The 15,368-nt window shown below is 58.0% G+C and carries 14 protein-coding genes; 4 read left to right on the forward strand and 10 right to left on the reverse strand.

Going from position 1 to position 15,368, the window contains the following annotated elements; all coding sequences use genetic code 11:
• Positions 1-67: 67 nt before the first annotated feature.
• Entirely contained in the window at positions 68-877 is an 810-nt protein-coding gene (locus HY36_RS03910; protein ID WP_035548824.1) for an SDR family NAD(P)-dependent oxidoreductase, read from the forward strand.
• On the opposite strand, the gene HY36_RS03915 is transcribed toward HY36_RS03910, so the two are convergent.
• Complete coding sequence (locus tag HY36_RS03915; protein ID WP_035548827.1) at positions 874-1,713, reverse strand: hypothetical protein; 840 nt, start codon at positions 1,711-1,713, stop codon at positions 874-876. The genes HY36_RS03910 and HY36_RS03915 overlap by 4 nt on opposite strands.
• Positions 1,714-1,927: 214 nt before the next feature.
• On the opposite strand from HY36_RS03915, the gene HY36_RS03920 reads away from it, so the two are divergent.
• The gene (locus tag HY36_RS03920) at positions 1,928-3,628 is read left to right on the forward strand and encodes an acyl-CoA dehydrogenase family protein (RefSeq protein ID WP_035549038.1); all 1,701 of its coding nucleotides are present in this window, start codon (positions 1,928-1,930) and stop codon (positions 3,626-3,628) included.
• A gap of 34 nt (positions 3,629-3,662) precedes the next feature.
• Here the strand turns inward: HY36_RS03920 and HY36_RS03925 are convergent, their stop codons facing one another.
• From HY36_RS03925 to HY36_RS03940, 4 genes are all read right to left on the reverse strand, one after another.
• Positions 3,663-4,277 carry a glycoside hydrolase family 16 protein gene (locus tag HY36_RS03925; RefSeq protein WP_162175944.1) on the reverse strand — a complete coding sequence of 205 codons (615 nt, stop codon included), beginning with the start codon at positions 4,275-4,277 and terminating at the stop codon, positions 3,663-3,665.
• 230 nt (positions 4,278-4,507) lie between these two features.
• The gene (locus HY36_RS03930; protein WP_035548833.1) at positions 4,508-5,392 is read right to left on the reverse strand and encodes an N-acyl homoserine lactonase family protein; all 885 of its coding nucleotides are present in this window, start codon (positions 5,390-5,392) and stop codon (positions 4,508-4,510) included.
• A 40-nt stretch (positions 5,393-5,432) separates the two neighbouring features.
• Entirely contained in the window at positions 5,433-5,828 is a 396-nt protein-coding gene (gene hisI / locus HY36_RS03935) for a phosphoribosyl-AMP cyclohydrolase (protein WP_035548836.1), read from the reverse strand.
• Between the two features lie 48 nt (positions 5,829-5,876).
• Complete coding sequence (locus HY36_RS03940) at positions 5,877-7,070, reverse strand: CaiB/BaiF CoA transferase family protein (protein WP_035548839.1); 1,194 nt, start codon at positions 7,068-7,070, stop codon at positions 5,877-5,879.
• Between the two features lie 29 nt (positions 7,071-7,099).
• Between HY36_RS03940 and HY36_RS03945 the strand changes: the two genes are divergently transcribed.
• On the forward strand, positions 7,100-7,999 hold the full coding sequence (locus HY36_RS03945) for a hydroxymethylglutaryl-CoA lyase (RefSeq protein WP_035548842.1): 900 nt from the start codon (positions 7,100-7,102) through the stop codon (positions 7,997-7,999).
• 3 nt (positions 8,000-8,002) lie between these two features.
• Here HY36_RS03945 and cobT read toward each other — a convergent pair whose 3' ends face one another.
• The 4 genes from cobT to rpmB form a co-directional block, all read right to left on the reverse strand.
• A complete protein-coding gene (cobT, locus tag HY36_RS03950; RefSeq protein ID WP_035548843.1) occupies positions 8,003-10,003 on the reverse strand; it encodes a cobaltochelatase subunit CobT in 2,001 nt (666 codons plus the stop codon).
• 27 nt (positions 10,004-10,030) lie between these two features.
• Positions 10,031-11,014: a cobaltochelatase subunit CobS gene (gene cobS / locus HY36_RS03955; protein WP_199285765.1), complete on the reverse strand. Its 984-nt coding sequence runs from the start codon at positions 11,012-11,014 to the stop codon at positions 10,031-10,033.
• 104 nt (positions 11,015-11,118) lie between these two features.
• Complete coding sequence (locus tag HY36_RS03960; RefSeq protein ID WP_035548846.1) at positions 11,119-12,786, reverse strand: amidohydrolase; 1,668 nt, start codon at positions 12,784-12,786, stop codon at positions 11,119-11,121.
• 133 nt (positions 12,787-12,919) lie between these two features.
• Positions 12,920-13,204, reverse strand: coding sequence for a 50S ribosomal protein L28 (rpmB, locus tag HY36_RS03965; RefSeq protein WP_035548848.1), 285 nt, complete (start codon positions 13,202-13,204; stop codon positions 12,920-12,922).
• 250 nt (positions 13,205-13,454) lie between these two features.
• On the opposite strand from rpmB, the gene HY36_RS03970 reads away from it, so the two are divergent.
• Positions 13,455-14,342, forward strand: coding sequence for a DUF3108 domain-containing protein (locus HY36_RS03970; protein ID WP_035548850.1), 888 nt, complete (start codon positions 13,455-13,457; stop codon positions 14,340-14,342).
• Between the two features lie 5 nt (positions 14,343-14,347).
• Here HY36_RS03970 and HY36_RS03975 read toward each other — a convergent pair whose 3' ends face one another.
• Positions 14,348-15,367: an RluA family pseudouridine synthase gene (locus tag HY36_RS03975; protein WP_035548853.1), complete on the reverse strand. Its 1,020-nt coding sequence runs from the start codon at positions 15,365-15,367 to the stop codon at positions 14,348-14,350.
• Between the last annotated feature and the right edge of the window lies 1 nt (position 15,368).

The following is a 15,368-nucleotide window of genomic DNA, read 5'->3' on the forward strand; positions in this document are numbered from 1 at the left end:
GCCGCCTTGCCAGAAAGGCCCTGCCCGCTAGTCTCGATACGGCAGCGTTTCGCAACGGAGATGGATCATGGACAGGCGGCTTTGTCTTATCACGGGCGCTTCAGCGGGCATCGGCGCCGAATTCGCCAGACAATATGCAGCACTCGGCTGGGACGTCGCTTTGACTGCCCGCCGCAAAGATCGTCTTGAGGAACTGGCTACCGAGATCGAAAGCAAGTACGGCGTTCACGCTATCTGCATCGTTCAGGATCTCGCCCGGGCGAATTCGGCCGACAAGATTCTGTCCACGCTCTCGGAGCAGGACCGACACGTAGACGCGTTGGTGAACAATGCGGGCTATGGTCTGCCCGGTACTTTCTTCAACACGAGCTGGAAGTCGCAGGCAGAGTTCCTGCGCGTGCTCTATACGGCCCCGATCGAACTCGCGCACAAGGTTCTGCCCGGCATGTCTGATCGCGGATATGGACGCATCATCAATGTCGCCTCGCTGGCGGGCTATGCGCCGGGTAGCAACGGCCATACCCTCTACGCCAGCGTGAAGGCCGGGCTCATAAAGTTCTCTGAAAGCCTGAATGCGGAGTGCGAGGCGCTTGACGGGGCTGACATACATTGCACCGCGTTATGCCCCGGGTTCACCTATAGCGAATTCCACGACGTAAATGGCACACGCGAACAGATGAAAAGCATGAACAAACGGATGTGGATGGAGGCTGGACCTGTTGTAAAAGCAGGCATCGACGCGGTGAACCGGGGACAACCGGTTGTCGTTCCGGGTGTGGTGAACAAAGGCCTCGCGACTCTGACGCGGCTGATGCCTGAACCTCTCGGCCGCGCCATCATGCGTCGCCAAAGCCGCACAATTCGTCGCCAGGATTAGTCGCCGGTCGCCGTAAACTCTTCGCGAATACGGTTGGCGGTCGGTGTCGTATCCGTCTTTCGCCAGTCCTTTGCGGTTCGCTCGCGTACCTTTTCAGGCCGTTTGCCGCGTTTGACCTCAGCGTGTTCTTCGCGGCCTGAGGACACAATGGGGCCCTCGAAAAAGGCCGACCAGTATTTCCCGAGCACTTCCGCGCGGCCCTCAAGCGATCGCAGTTTCCGGCGCTCTTTCCAACTCGTCAGCTTGATGCCTTCCGTCTTGATGCGCTTTTCAGCACCGGCGAACTGAAGACAGCCGGAATAGCGTGTCGGGGCACCACCCGTCAGATCAAACTGGACCTCGCCAAATCCCTCTGCCTGCCGGCCTGACTCAATTGGCAGCGTTTCGCGAAACTTGAAGTCGATACGTGGCCAATTGAACCCTAGATACTCGGCATGCAGGCCGCTCTCGACCTCACCGATGCGCGTAAGGGTGGATGAGGAAATCAGAATGCCGTTACGCGCGGGCTTCAGCGTCACAATCGCGATGCGCGGCCCATTGGGGCCGCCGCGCTCCGCCTGAATCCAGCTTCCTTCGACAAAAGACCGCCCCAGAACCCACCGCCGAGGCCACCCCAGCTTCAACAATCCCGGCAGGATAATACCTGACAACACAGACCAGACGATGAGCAACACAAATCCGGCGCCAACCAAACCACCCCATCGGGCGACCCCACGCTCGCCTGCGACCTGAAAGATTGTCTCGCGAACCGTCGGCCCGAAGGCGACAATTCCTGCAAGAACAATACTCGACGCCAGAAGGCTGGAGATTGCGCTGAAGCGATTGTAGGGGTTCATTTGAAAGGCGGCTCCGTCAGGGTTCGGTGTGCGTGATCCCCTTTCCGGAAATCCGACCTTGAACACCGATTACCGCAACGCCAGTCGTGACGCCACGCATATTCTGTTGTTTCCTGAAAGCGAGACGTATTGTTGCAGCGCACAACTTATCCATGACTTGCCGCCCACTGCGCCCTATAATCAGAAAAAACAGAAATCTCTGGAGGAAGTTCGAATGGATGGTGCTGTTGAGACTGCGGCCCTTGAACCTGTTGTAATCCCAAATCTGGTTGCGTTGATCAGTGACGCATGCACAGCCATTGACGCATATGCCGATGCCGCGAGAGGCAAGTGCCGCGCTGCGCTGACCAATGATGACGGCCGCCCGGACCGCGCCGCACTTGAGCGCGAGCAACATATTGCACATGGCCTTTCCTGGCTGGTGACTTATGCCGAAACCCTGAGGCAGACGGCGGAATGGGCCGCCCGGTTGGATCAGGAAGGAAAGTTCGGCACAACTGAATCCCTTCTGACGCAAATCCTGTTCAGCGATTATTGCGCGCAACTCGCAAGCGGTATTCCGATGAACCAAGGCGAAGTCATTCGCCCGCACGAACTCGGCATTGCTGCCGAAGCGAGCGCACTGGCTGCCGCAAGCCCCATCCAGAAGCTCATTATCGAAGGCAAAACACCTGCCGTGATGGCCGCGGCTGCCGAATGCCTGCCAGATGCACTCAGCCGCAACACGGTCGAGGAAACAGGTCTCGACGAAACCATGAGCATGGTTCGCGAACAGTTTGCGAAATACGCAACGGACAAGATCAAACCGAACGCGCATGAATGGCATCTCAAGAACGAATATATTCCGATGGATGTCGTCAACGAGATGGCAGAACTCGGTGTTTTTGGTCTGACCATTCCCGAAGAGTTCGGCGGTTTCGGCATGGGCAAGACGGCCATGTGTGTCGTCTCGGAAGAATTGTCCCGCGGATACATTGGCACCGGCTCCCTCGGCACACGGTCGGAAATCGCCGCTGAGTTGATCCTGATCGGCGGCACCGATGATCAAAAACAGAAATGGCTGCCGCTGATATCAAGCGGAGAAATCCTGCCCACAGCCGTTTTTACTGAGCCAAACACTGGATCAGACCTCGGCTCCCTGCGTACTCGCGCTGTCAAATCTGAAGATGGCTCGGAGTACAGTGTCACCGGCAACAAGACCTGGATTACTCATCCAGTCCGCGCAGACTTGATGACACTGCTCGCGCGCACAGATCCGTCCACTAATAATTTTTCCGGTCTATCCATGTTGTTGGCTGAAAAGCCGCGGGGCACAGACGAACACCCCTTCCCGGCTGACGGCATGACCGGCGGGGAAATCGAAGTTCTCGGCTATCGCGGCATGAAAGAATATGAAATCGGTTTTGACGATTTCAAAGTCAAAGCCGAAAACCTGCTGGGCGGTGTCGAGGGGCAAGGCTTCAAACACCTCATGGCTACGTTCGAAAGTGCGCGCATCCAGACCGCCGCCCGCGCTATCGGCGTCGCGCAGAACGCTTTCGAAACCGGCCTGCAATACGCGCTAGATCGCAACCAATTCGGCAAGCCGATCTTTGAATTCCCGCGTGTCTCAAACAAGCTGGTCATGATGGCAGCAGAGCTTGTCGGCGTTCGTCAGCTTACATACTATTCCGCGCGCCAGAAGGATGGTGGAAAGCGTTGCGACCTGGAAGCGGGAATGGCGAAGCTGCTTGCCGCCCGCATTGCCTGGGCGGCGGCTGATAATGCCGTTCAAATCCACGGAGGCAATGGTTTTGCGCTGGAGTACCCTGTCAGCCGAATCCTTCAGGACGCACGCATTCTGAATATCTTCGAAGGAGCAGGCGAAGTTCAGGCGATGGTCATCGCGCGTCGCCTGATCGAAAGCGCGAACTGACCACTGTCCCCTTGGGGCCAGCCATAGGTTGGCCCTAGGGAATCTTCTTCTCGTAGACGCGAACCCAGTCAACGAGAAAACGGTCCGGCAGACGCTTGTCGTCAGGCATATTCGACCACCACTGATGTGCGACGGAGGGCTGTGTACTGATTTCTCCGGAGAATTTGATCCATTTGGGCGCTTTCGAAACGCCACCGGCAGAACTTCGCCAAACCTCTTCGCCGTCAACGAACCAGATATACTCTGTCTCGCTCCATTCCAGCGCAAACACATGCCATCCACTGCGAATACCTGGACGAACCACTTTCTTGTTTTCGGTCTTGTGATGCTTGTCGTATCCATCCCAGTGGAGCGCGTGGCTGACCACGTCATTCCAGCCGAAAGCTTCAACGATATCGATTTCTGTGCCGTCTTCACCGGATCCGTCTTCCAAGTGCACCTCATCCGCAAATAGCCAGAAGGCAATCCACCAACCTGGATCCTGAGGCAGTTTGATACGTGCCTCATAGCGACCGAAAGCGGTCTCGAACTTTCCTTCCGTAGACACCATGCCAGACGCATAATCGTGAGGATCGTCATCCTGGTCCGGGTTTCGGTTTGGTATTAGGGTTGCTGTAATTTCCAGCTGTCCGTGACCTGTCAGGCTCACATTATCTTTCAGCCACCACCCGTCCGGACCCTCGGAGTTTTGCTTTCGATTGTATTCGTGAGAAATCCACTTGTCGGGATCTGGCCGCCCCCGACCACTGAACTCATCCCGGAAAACAAGCTTCCAACCCGAGTTGGGATGATCAAGCACTGAATAGGATGTTGTGTTGCTTGAGCATGCGACGCTCAGACAAAATAGAACAGCTGCAGCAAACAAGCGCATTCTGCGCATTAGCGAATCTCTCCTTGCAGCGGATCGATATCCGCTGGTTCATGTTGGATAATGACTTTCGCACCCAAGGCCTCAGCCCGCGCCTCAAATGCTTCCATGGACTCCAGGGTCTGATCTTCGTCTGAATTGAATCTTGGGACGCGCTTCAGGTCGCGGCTTTCTGCCCGATGGTAAAGATCGCCCGTCAGCAGGATGGGCCCCGATTCCGGCATCATCAATTGCAGCGATGTGTGCCCGGGCGTGTGTCCGGGTGTTTCAAATATCACGACACTTCCATCGCCAAACACATCTAATTCGCCGGTGAACACCTGCTTTTCCATAGGCTCGAACAAGGCAAAGAGAGCTTGTTGCTCAGCTGCGATTTCGGCTCCCTCGCCGTCTTCAGGGAACATGGCATCAAGTTCACCCTGGCTAACCAGCCAAGTCGCTCCCGACACCTGATCGGCTTGCCCGATATGGTCGAAATGGCTGTGGGAAATTGCGACATAGTCGATGTCGTCAGGGGTCAAACCCCGATCGGCAAAATGATCGGTCAGAGTCTTGTCCAGCGATACTGTGAAGATCTGCTGCGTCTGGGGTCCTGCAACGGCGAGGATCCCCGGCAGGCCGAGATCCCACAGAAGGTTGCCATCCGGGTGGCGAACCAGAAAACACGCATCAGTGAAGGTGTCGGCTTCGCCTGCATAGTCCCCTGCAGAGGAAAATGCATCAAGATCCGAGACTTCGATCGTGCCGCAATCGAGTACGTCGACACGCAAGGCTGCCGTTTCCGAACTTTCTGAAACCGCCGCATCCGTTGTTGGCACCTCATCCGGCGCGTCCGCGCCACACGCGACCAAGACTACCAGTGAAAATATTGATCCAGCCCAAACCGTCGCGCGCATACTCTACCCCCATGACTGTTTGGGAATTCAATCCCAACTCTCAGTCTTTGGCAACCGTAAGCCCGACGCCATCGCTGTCTGCGATCCGATAAAAACAGCTCGCGCGGCCAGTATGGCAGGCTCCGCCCGTCTGGCGAACCTTGAGCAAAACTGCGTCCTGGTCACAATCAATGCGCACTTCTTCGACGTGTTGCACGTGACCAGATGTTTCCCCCTTTACCCATAGCGACTGACGAGACCGGGACCAATAAGTCGCCCGCCTGGTTTCGAGAGTCGCCTTCAAGGCGTCAGAGTTCATCCAGGCGAGCATCAACACTTCGCCTGAGGCAACGTCCTGGGCGATCGCCGCGATCAGTCCATCGGCATTGAATTTCGGACGCAATTCGGGGCATTCATCCTGTGCGCTGCCGGAAAGAGGTTCGGGGAAGTCAGTCATCCGGGCCACATAGTCGATATAGCAGCCCCCCGCCAGAAGGAATTGGCCCTAAACGACGCCGCGCTCGCGCAACCGCGCTTGTTGATCGGAGTCGTAGCCAAGAGTTGTCAGGATCATATCCGTATGCTCGCCAAGCCCCGGTGAACTGGCTTCAACCCCGCCGGGCGTATCGGTCAGTTTCGGGAAAACACCCTGCATCGGCACATCGCCCAAAACCGGATGCGACACGCGGATGATTGCATCACGAGCGGCTATATGTGCGTCTTCCAGCATTTCCTTGGCCCGGTTCACCGGACCGCACGGAACGCCATTCTCCTCACATGTTGCCAGGACGTGAGCCATTGTGTGCTGCCGGGTCCAGTCAGAGATCATGTCGTCCAACTCCGCCTGGTTCTCACCCCGGGCGTCGTGCGTGGCGTAGCGCGGATCATCCGCCCAGTCGGTGCCGCACATGGCAGACAGGCGGCGAAACAATGTGTCCTGATTGGCCCCAATGATCACGAGACCGTCGCTGCAGGGGTAGACGCCTGACGGAGCAATACGCGGCAATATAGGTCCGCTCCGCTCGCGCGTATGTCCCATGAGTGCATATTCGGGGATCAGGCTCTCCATAAAGGCCATGACGGTTTCGTAGATAGCTGCATCGACCACCTGTCCCTTCCCGGACTTCTCCCGTGCGAACAGAGCCATCATCGTGCCAAGCGCAGCGAATGTGCCGGTCATCGTATCGCCAAGAGAAACCCCTGCCCGCGCAGGCAGGCGATCCGGCTCGCCAATCAGGTAGCGCAGGCCGCCTTTCGCTTCGCCAACGCTGGCATACCCCGCCTTATGGCTTTCCGGGCCGGTCTGGCCGTAGCCGGACACGCGCGCGATCACGAGACGCGGGTTGATCTCGTGCAACACGTCCGGACCGAGCCCCCAGCGCTCCAGCGTTCCGGGGCGAAAATTCTCGACCAGTACGTCAGCCGTCTTCACCAGGTCGCGTAATATTGCCTGTCCTTCTTCCACGCGCAGGTTCAGGGTCAGGGATTTCTTGTTGCGCCCGATGATAGGCCAGAACAAGCCAATGTCGTCCTTCTTCACTGCGCCCCAGCCTCGCGCCGGATCCGGCAGGCCGGGCGCCTCAACCTTGATCACTTCAGCGCCAAAGTCGCCAAGCAATTGTCCGCAGAAGGGGCCGGCAATCAGCTGGCCGAGTTCGATGACGCGCAGGCCATCCAGAGGGCGTTTCGTATCTGTCATTTGACCTCAATGCACACTACATAGGCATCATGACAAGACGTATTGATATTGTGGAAGTCGGCCCACGCGATGGGCTGCAGAATGATCCCGCCGATCTGACCGTCGAGCAGAAGCTTGAATTCATTGCGAGATTGGAAGAAGCGGGCGTCAAACGGATGGAGTCCGGCAGCTTCGTCAGCCCCAAGGCAGTGCCCAAGATGGCCGATTCTGCCGCAGTCTTCGCAGGGCTGGACCGGTCAAAAGGAACGCGCCATATCGCCCTTGCTCTGAACGAGAAAGGTGTACGCCGCGCCATTGACGCCAAAGCTGATGAAATCAACTTCGTCCTCGTGGCCAGCGAGACCTTTGGCAAGCGCAATCAAGGCATGACCCCGCAAGAAAGTGCGGACGCTCTGTTCCAGATTGCGCCTCTCGTGTTCGACGCAGGCATCCCGCTGTCCGCCACAATCTCTGTCGCGTTCGGTGATCCGTTTGACGGGGAAGTCGATGTAAAACTTGTCGGGAATCTCGCCGCGCAGGCGCAACGCGCGGGCGTGGGCGAACTGGCACTCGGCGACACAATCGGCGTAGCGGACCCGTGGGCGGTTCGCCGCGCGATCGAACGGGTACGGATGGAAGCCCCTGACGTGTTCCTGCGCATGCATTTCCATGACACGCGCGGCGCGGCGCTTGCCAATGTCGCGGCCGCCGTGGATGCGGGCGTGGACGTGATCGACGCCAGCTGCGGCGGTATCGGCGGCTGCCCGTTTGCTCCAGCGGCGACAGGCAACGTCGCCACTGAAGACGTTGTGTACATGCTGGAGCGCGGCGGCTTCGAAACGGGATTGGACCTCAGCAAGCTGATCGAAACCGCCAAATGGCTTGAAACCGTTCTGGGCCACCCAGTCGCCTCATCCCTCAGCAAGGCGGGCGGATTTCCCACAACCTGATCGCTACTTCTTCGCGCCCTTCACTTCCTGAAGGCTGGTCTTCTTCACCGCGCGACCGAGATCGACTTTCTTGCCGTAACTGGGCGCGCCGCTCATTGCGCCAGATACTGCGCTACCACCTCCGCGCACGGTGCGGTCCGTCAGTGGCGGGATAGCCATTGCCTTGGGCTCTGGTGCGTTCTCGTCGAACAGGCTGGCCAATTGCTCCGTCATCGCACCGCCGAGTTGCTCGGCGTCCACAATCGTGACGGCGCGCTTGTAGTAGCGCGTCACATCATGGCCGATGCCGATAGCGATCAGCTCCACCGGGCTCTTTGTTTCGATCTCTTCGATTACCTGCCGCAGATGGCGTTCGAGATAATTCCCGACATTCACGTTAAGCGTGGAATCATCCACCGGCGCGCCGTCTGAGATCACCATCAGGATCTTGCGCTGTTCAGGCCGCCCCAGCATCCGGTCATGCGCCCAGAGCAGCGCCTCGCCGTCGATGTTCTCCTTCAGCAAGCCTTCGCGCATCATCAGGCCCAGATTGCGCCGAGCGCGACGCCAAGGCGCGTCAGCCTGTTTGTAGACGATGTGGCGGATATCGTTGAGGCGGCCCGGCCCGGCGGGTTTTCCGGCCTTGACCCAATCCTCCCGAGCAATACCGCCCTTCCACGCCTTCGTCGTAAAGCCGAGAATTTCGGTTTTCACGCCGCAGCGCTCGAGCGTACGCGCCAGAATATCCGCACACAAAGCAGCCACCATGATCGGCCGCCCCCGCATGGAGCCCGAATTATCCAACAGCAAGGTCACGATCGTATCGCGGAATTCGCTATCGTCTTCCTGTTTGAACGAAAGCGGCGCTGTCGGGTCTGTTATGACCCGGGTCAACCGAGCCGTATCCAGAACGCCCTCCTCCAGATCGAAGCTCCAGGACCGGTTCTGTTGCGCCATCAAGCGCCGCTGCAGCTTGTTCGCGAGCTTTGAGACCGCACCCTGAAGACCCTGCAACTGGTGATCCAGATAAGCGCGCAGCCGCGTCAGCTCCTCAGCGTCGCAAAGGTCTGGCGCATTGGCAACTTCGTCATGCTCGGTTGTGAAGACCTTGTAGTTGAAGCGATCCTTGTCGTCGCCGTCCTTGAAGTTCGGGCGTAGCGGTTTTGTGCCCTCTTCCTCATCATCGGGCGTATCATCCGCTTCGGCATCAACATCCATGTCGACGCTGACGTTCGATTCCTCGCCCTCCATCTCCTCCGTATCGCCAGCATCCATCTGCTCGGCAGAGGCGCCCATCTGCTCCTCGGACTCCATCTCCTGGTCGCCTTCGGAGGGCTGTTCATTCTCTTCGCTTTGCTCTGACTCTTCTTGTTCCTGCGTTTCAACGTCTTCGCCGGGCGCATCAGAAGTTGTCAGGTCCCGGATCATATCACGAACGGTGCGGGCAAATTCCGGCTGGTCATGCAGCTGCTCAATCAGGCGCTCGATCGCGCCGCCCGTTTCGGTTTCAACGCGTTCGCGCCAAACGTCAGCTACGCGCTTGGCACTATCCGGCAATGCCCGCCCTGTCAGCTTCTCGCGCAGCAGGAATTCCAGCGCTGGCGCCAGAACGGCGTCTGCGTCTTCGCTGCCCATTGCAAACTCGCCGGACTGGCATCGTTGATCCAGAACAGCGTCGAGGTTTTCCGCCGTGCCACGCATTGCGTTCGCGCCGAGACTTTCGATCCGCGCCTGTTCCGCCGCATCATAAACCTTGCGCGGCAAATCACCGGACGGACGATGCGCGAAATGGGCCGCCGGATTGTGGTGAGCCCGGCGCAAGGCTACCGCATCCGCTTCCCCACGAATACGCGCTGCAACAACCGGGTCCAGCTGCTGGGGCGGCGGACGGAGAGTGATTGTCTCCCCATCACTGCCCACATCATTGCCGAAGCCAACCTCCACGTCCCGGTCTGCGCTCATCGCCTTGGTCGTGGTGGCCAGCGCCTGCTTGAACAATTCCTGAGGAGAGGTGTCTTTTGACATGTATCAGCCCTGGCGCATGGCGCGGGTTCAGGCGACCCTCACCATGATCGCGCTTTCCGGAAGTTCTTCTGCGAAACAGCGCTGGTACATTTCTGCCACCAACGGCCGCTCCAGCTCGTCGCATTTGTTCAGGAACGTCATGCGGAACGCGTGACCAAGATCACCAAAGATCGCAAAGTTTTCTGCCCATGTGATCACCGTCCGGGGGCTCATCACCGTGGAGAGGTCGCCGCTCATGAACGCGTTGCGGGTCAAATCCGCCAAGGTGACCATTTTGGAGAGCGTATCCTCGTCGACGCCTGTCGCTTTGGATTTCACAATCTCGACTTCAGCATCGTGCTCAAGATAGTTCAGCGTGGTCACGATACTCCAGCGGTCCATCTGACCCTGGTTCAACTGTTGCGTCCCGTGGTAGAGGCCCGTCGTATCGCCCAAGCCGACCGTGTTCGTTGTAGCAAACAGGCGGAAATATGGATTTGGCTCGATCACGCGGTTCTGGTCCAGCAATGTCAGCTTGCCAGACGCTTCCAGTACACGCTGGATCACAAACATCACATCCGGGCGGCCCGCATCATATTCGTCAAAAGTGATCGCGACCGGACGCTGCAATGCCCATGGCAGGATACCCTCGCGGAATTCCGTCACTTGCGCGCCATCCTTCAGGACGATGGCATCCTTGCCGACCATGTCGATCCGGCTGACATGGCTGTCCAGGTTCACCCGGATCATCGGCCAGTTCAGCCGAGCAGCAATCTGTTCGATATGGGTCGACTTACCTGTCCCGTGATACCCCTGCACCATGACGCGGCGATTGTGCTCGAACCCGGCGAGAACGGCCAGCGTGGTCTGCGGATCGAAGCGATAGGCCTCGTCGATCGCGGGCACATATTCTGTCCGAGTCTTGAACCCATGCACGACCATGTCGGTATCGAGGCCGAATACCTCGCGAACATTGATCTCTTCCGTCGGCTCCAGGCCGTCCAGCACATCGGTATCACTCATCACAGTCATGGCATGCGTCTCGTCATCTATTGCAGAATTGGACCTATCACACCTGACGCTTCCGCCAAGCGTGACATTGGGTCAAATGTGGGTTTGGCGGGCCGCGCGGCAAATCATTCTGCAGCCTGCCACACAATTTCACCGCCAATCACCGTCATTATGGGCTTCGCTTTGAGAATGTCCGCTTCAGGTATCGTCATCAAATCCCGGTCGAACACCGAGAAATCGGCAATCTTGCCAATCTCGATCGTGCCCAAATCGTCCTCCTGAAACGAGGCATAGGCTGCAGCTGATGTGAACAAGGCCAAGGCTTCTTGCCGCGACAGGGCCTGTTCCGGATGCCACCCCTCCCCTGCGCGCCCCTCAAGGTCCTTCCGGGCAATTGCGGCATAGAATTCAATAAGGGGAGAGCCGACCTCGACCGGCGCGTCGGATCCTCCGGCCACCACAGCGCCACCGGACAGCATATCCTGCCACGCGTACGCACCGGCAAGCCGGTCAACGCCCAACCTGTCCGGTGCAAACTTCAGATCTCCAATCGCGTGAGATGGTTGCATGGAGGCAATCAGGCCGAGCGCCCCGACTTGAGCTACATCGTCTGGCGCGAGGATCTGCGCATGCTCAATCCGCCAGCGTTTTTCGGGACCGTAACCAAGCGCGCTGAATGTCTCGAGAATGTGGCGGTTCGCGAGATCTCCGATTGCGTGAATTGCCAGCTGAACATCGTCCTCAGCCGCGTCCATCATCAGATTGTGCAGTGCATTCGTGTCCAACAGTTCGAGACCGCTTGTGTCCGGCCGATCAGAGTATGGCTCAATCAATAGCGCACCGCGGCTACCGAGAGCACCATCCATGTAGAGCTTTACCGCGCGATTGGTGATGGTGCCCGTTTCATGTCGGCGACTTTTGGCGACATCAAACGCGCTCTCATCGAAGGCGTTATAGATGCGCAGCGGCAACCGGCCCTCCTTGGCGAGACCCGCCATGATGGGCGCCTCAATTCGCCCAACGCTCATATTATGGACGCCGGTCCACCCACGGCTCACATAAGTTTGTGTCCCAGTCTCCAGAGCCAGAGAGATGTCGTCCTCCGACGGCGCAGATAGCAACTCGAGAACGGGCGCCATCGCATAGTCGATCACTATCCCCGTTGCTTTACCGTCATCCCCTCTTTCAACACGCCCGCCGGTCGGATCTTCATTCAGATCATAGACATCAGCCGCCTTGAGGGCAGCGGTGTTTGCCACGAGAGCGTGCCCATCGGCGCGCACATAGATGACAGGGTTATCTGGGCTGACCTGATCCAGATCCGCTGCGGAGGGCATGCGCCCTTCGGGCCAACCTGTCTCGATCCAACCTCGACCGAACAGGATTTCGCCGGGTTCCTTTTCCCAGACTTCGATCTCTGTCCGAGTGACAAGCTCGTCGATAGATGCCGTGCCCTCAAGATTAAGTGTAAGTTCTCGTTGCCCAATGCCAAGCAAATGCGCGTGGGAGTCAGTAAAACCAGGGAACATCGCGCTACCGTCCAAGTTGACAATCGTGACGTCCTCGTCGCCCCAATCTGCCGATGTCGGCGGCACCATGGCGACTATTCTTCCGTCAGAACCGACAGCGACCGCATCAATAACAGGCTGGTCAGCGTTGCCAGTATAGATCGTGCCGCCCGTGAATACCGTAACCGGTCCGGTCTTATCACTTGCAGGGGGTTGCCCGTCTTTGGGAGCGCATCCGGCGACCAGCGCCCCTAAGAGCGCTGTGGCCAACAGCATTTGACGCATGAGATATTCCTCCACCTATGCTCCCTGTCTGGCACGCGGAGGGAAGGACTTCCAGATTTCGGGTACAAAAAAGCGCGCGCAGCCAGTGCCGCGCGCGCTTTTCTAAATCAGCAGGCCCGGTAGGGGCTTATGCTCAGGCGACAGCTTTCTTTTCGATGTCGCGCTTGATCTTCAGGGCCTTGGAAGACAGGCGGTCTTCTTTTGCCTTCGCCAGAAACGCATCCAGACCGCCGAGCTTGTCGACAGTACGCAGGGCCTTGGCCGCGATGCGCATGCGGAAATTCTGGTTCAGTGCCTCAGACCGCAGAGTCACCTGAACGAGGTTAGGGCGGAAAATCCGCTTGGTTTTGATTTGCGAGTGGCTCACATTGTGGCCAGTCATCGGCTTGGTGCCGGTAAGTTCACATTCGCGGGACATGGCCTCGCTCCGAATAAATATCTAAGGATCTCGAAGGCGCGTCGTTACAGTCCTCAATGCCCTCATGTCAACTGCGAGGATCAGGCATTCGGCAGTTTTCCGGTTGCGACTGTCATTGCCGGTCATACTTGTACACTGCGACCCAATCCAGAATGGGGCATGATCAGGGCATACCTGTTCAGCTCGTGTTGGGCGATACTGAGCTAGAGGAATATGGTAACCTAGCGCTCCGGAAAGGATTCAGGTTCTTATGAAACGCGCCCTCTTCATTGCATCTGCTACAGGACTCGCCCTCGCGGGTATCTCGGTAGCCGATACTGCGCCCAGCTCTGCCGCGCCAGCTGTACTTGCCAATGTGAAGGCAGGTGAAACCACGCGCATGGTCTATGAACTGGAAGCAAAGGCTTATGTCCTGTTCATCCCCGCCACAGGCCGCGCTCATTTTGACGTGGAAATGCGCCCGGACACCTACAACATCAAGTCTCGCGTTAAAGTCACAGGCATCGCTGACTGGTTCGTGAACTATGACATGCACCTTCAAGCCTCTGGCTACACGCGCGGCGATGAATTGAAGACTTACAATTACGTTTCCCAGAACCGTGACGGCAAAAAGAACCGCCGCGTGAACCTGACCATTACCGACAAAGATTTTTCCATGACCGCCAATCCGGTCTTCGGAAATCTCGGAGAGCCTCCTGCAACAACCGAGCAGGTATTGAAGACCAACGATCCCATCACCGCATTGATTACCTTTGCGCTAGAGCCACGCGCTCCCGACGCTGATCCATGCGGAGGTCCACTTCGTATCTTTGATGGGCGCCAACTGACCTATTTGCACCTCAAGAATGCCGGTACGAAGCAGATCGACGTCAAAGCCTGGTCTGGTGAGGCCATCGAGTGCCACATCACGATGGAAAAAGTTGCAGGCTACAAGAAGGACAAATCTGACAAAGACAATTTGTCGGGCATCGACGGCCCACTTCGCATGTGGCTGGCCCCGCTGGAAAATGGCGCGACCGTTCCTGTGAAGATACAAGCCGACACCGACAAGATCGGAAAGGTCACGCTACAGGCGTCGAAACTCTACTTTGAGCCCGTTGTAACGTCAGAAGCTGCGTTGAACCCTGGCGGGGGCTGATCCCATCAGTCGCCCATTGGCAATTGGCGCAGCGCGGCAATCAATTCCGCCATGTCATTTGGAAGAGGCGCTTCGAACCGGAGCGCCTCTTTCGTTATGGGGTGCACGAAGCCGAGCATCGCGGCATGGAGGGCCTGACGAGGGAACTTTCGCGCAGCTTTCGTACCTGCGATGTGGGCCTCGCCGTGGCCATATGAGCTGATACCCTTGTGGCGCCCATAGACTGGATCCCCAATCAGCGGCGCGCCAATATGGGCCATGTGAACTCGGATCTGGTGGGTCCGACCAGTCTCCAACTGGCACTCCATCAAAGCTGCGGCCGGGAGAGCAGTGCCCTTGTCGCGAACGCCAAAGGTCTCGATGGCGCGATAATGCGTAACGGCATTCCGCCCAACGCCGCTCTCCGGATTGCGCACGACAGCCATTTTCTTCCGGTCGCCAGTCGACCGGGCGATCGGCAGGTCCACGGTACCCGACAAGGGTCGCGGTGCGCCCCGTGTCACTGCCAAGTATTTGCGTTCAATGTCGTGCTTCTGGAAAAGTTCCGACAGGCCAAGATGTGCCGGCTCGGTCTTCGCGGCGACAAGCACGCCAGTGGTCAGTTTGTCAATCCGGTGCACGATTCCAGGTCGCTCCACACCGCCAATGCCGGAAAGCGACCCTCTGCAATGATGCAATAGCGCATTGACCAGAGTGCCATTCCAACTTCCCGGCGCCGGGTGAACCGCCATACCGGACGGCTTGTTGATCAAGATCAGGTGCTCGTCCTCGAACAGAACTTCGAGCGCAATATCTTCCGGCTCCGGAGTGGCCGGCACCGGCTCGGGAAGCCGAATGTGATAAGTTGCGCCTTCGGCCACGCTGCGTCTTGGATCAAGCACGGCTTCATCGTCCTGCGCGACGGCGCCTTCCAAAATCAATGCCTTGACGCGCGAGCGGGACAATTGCTCCGCCTTTGATGCCAGAAAGGTGTCGAGCCGAATGCCAGCATCTTCGGCAGCTGCGCGAATTGAGAGCGTTTCCATA

The sequence above is a fragment of the Hyphomonas atlantica corrig. genome, assembly GCF_000682715.1.
Lineage (GTDB): Bacteria > Pseudomonadota > Alphaproteobacteria > Caulobacterales > Hyphomonadaceae > Hyphomonas > Hyphomonas atlantica.

Bases quoted from the DNA above. Each gene is read 5' to 3' on its own strand.
- HY36_RS03940 (WP_035548839.1), bottom strand. From the start codon at position 7,070: ATGACAGATACGAAACGCCCTCTGGATGGCCTGCGCGTCATCGAACTC.
- HY36_RS03975 (WP_035548853.1), bottom strand. From the start codon at position 15,367: ATGGAAACGCTCTCAATTCGCGCAGCTGCCGAAGATGCTGGCATTCGG.
- cobT (WP_035548843.1), bottom strand. From the start codon at position 10,003: ATGTCAAAAGACACCTCTCCTCAGGAATTGTTCAAGCAGGCGCTGGCC.
- HY36_RS03960 (WP_035548846.1), bottom strand. From the start codon at position 12,786: ATGCGTCAAATGCTGTTGGCCACAGCGCTCTTAGGGGCGCTGGTCGCC.
- hisI (WP_035548836.1), bottom strand. From the start codon at position 5,828: ATGACTGACTTCCCCGAACCTCTTTCCGGCAGCGCACAGGATGAATGC.
- HY36_RS03970 (WP_035548850.1), top strand. From the start codon at position 13,455: ATGAAACGCGCCCTCTTCATTGCATCTGCTACAGGACTCGCCCTCGCG.
- rpmB (WP_035548848.1), bottom strand. From the start codon at position 13,204: ATGTCCCGCGAATGTGAACTTACCGGCACCAAGCCGATGACTGGCCAC.
- HY36_RS03945 (WP_035548842.1), top strand. From the start codon at position 7,100: ATGACAAGACGTATTGATATTGTGGAAGTCGGCCCACGCGATGGGCTG.
- HY36_RS03920 (WP_035549038.1), top strand. From the start codon at position 1,928: ATGGATGGTGCTGTTGAGACTGCGGCCCTTGAACCTGTTGTAATCCCA.
- HY36_RS03930 (WP_035548833.1), bottom strand. From the start codon at position 5,392: ATGCGCGCGACGGTTTGGGCTGGATCAATATTTTCACTGGTAGTCTTG.
- HY36_RS03910 (WP_035548824.1), top strand. From the start codon at position 68: ATGGACAGGCGGCTTTGTCTTATCACGGGCGCTTCAGCGGGCATCGGC.
- cobS (WP_199285765.1), bottom strand. From the start codon at position 11,014: ATGACTGTGATGAGTGATACCGATGTGCTGGACGGCCTGGAGCCGACG.
- HY36_RS03915 (WP_035548827.1), bottom strand. From the start codon at position 1,713: ATGAACCCCTACAATCGCTTCAGCGCAATCTCCAGCCTTCTGGCGTCG.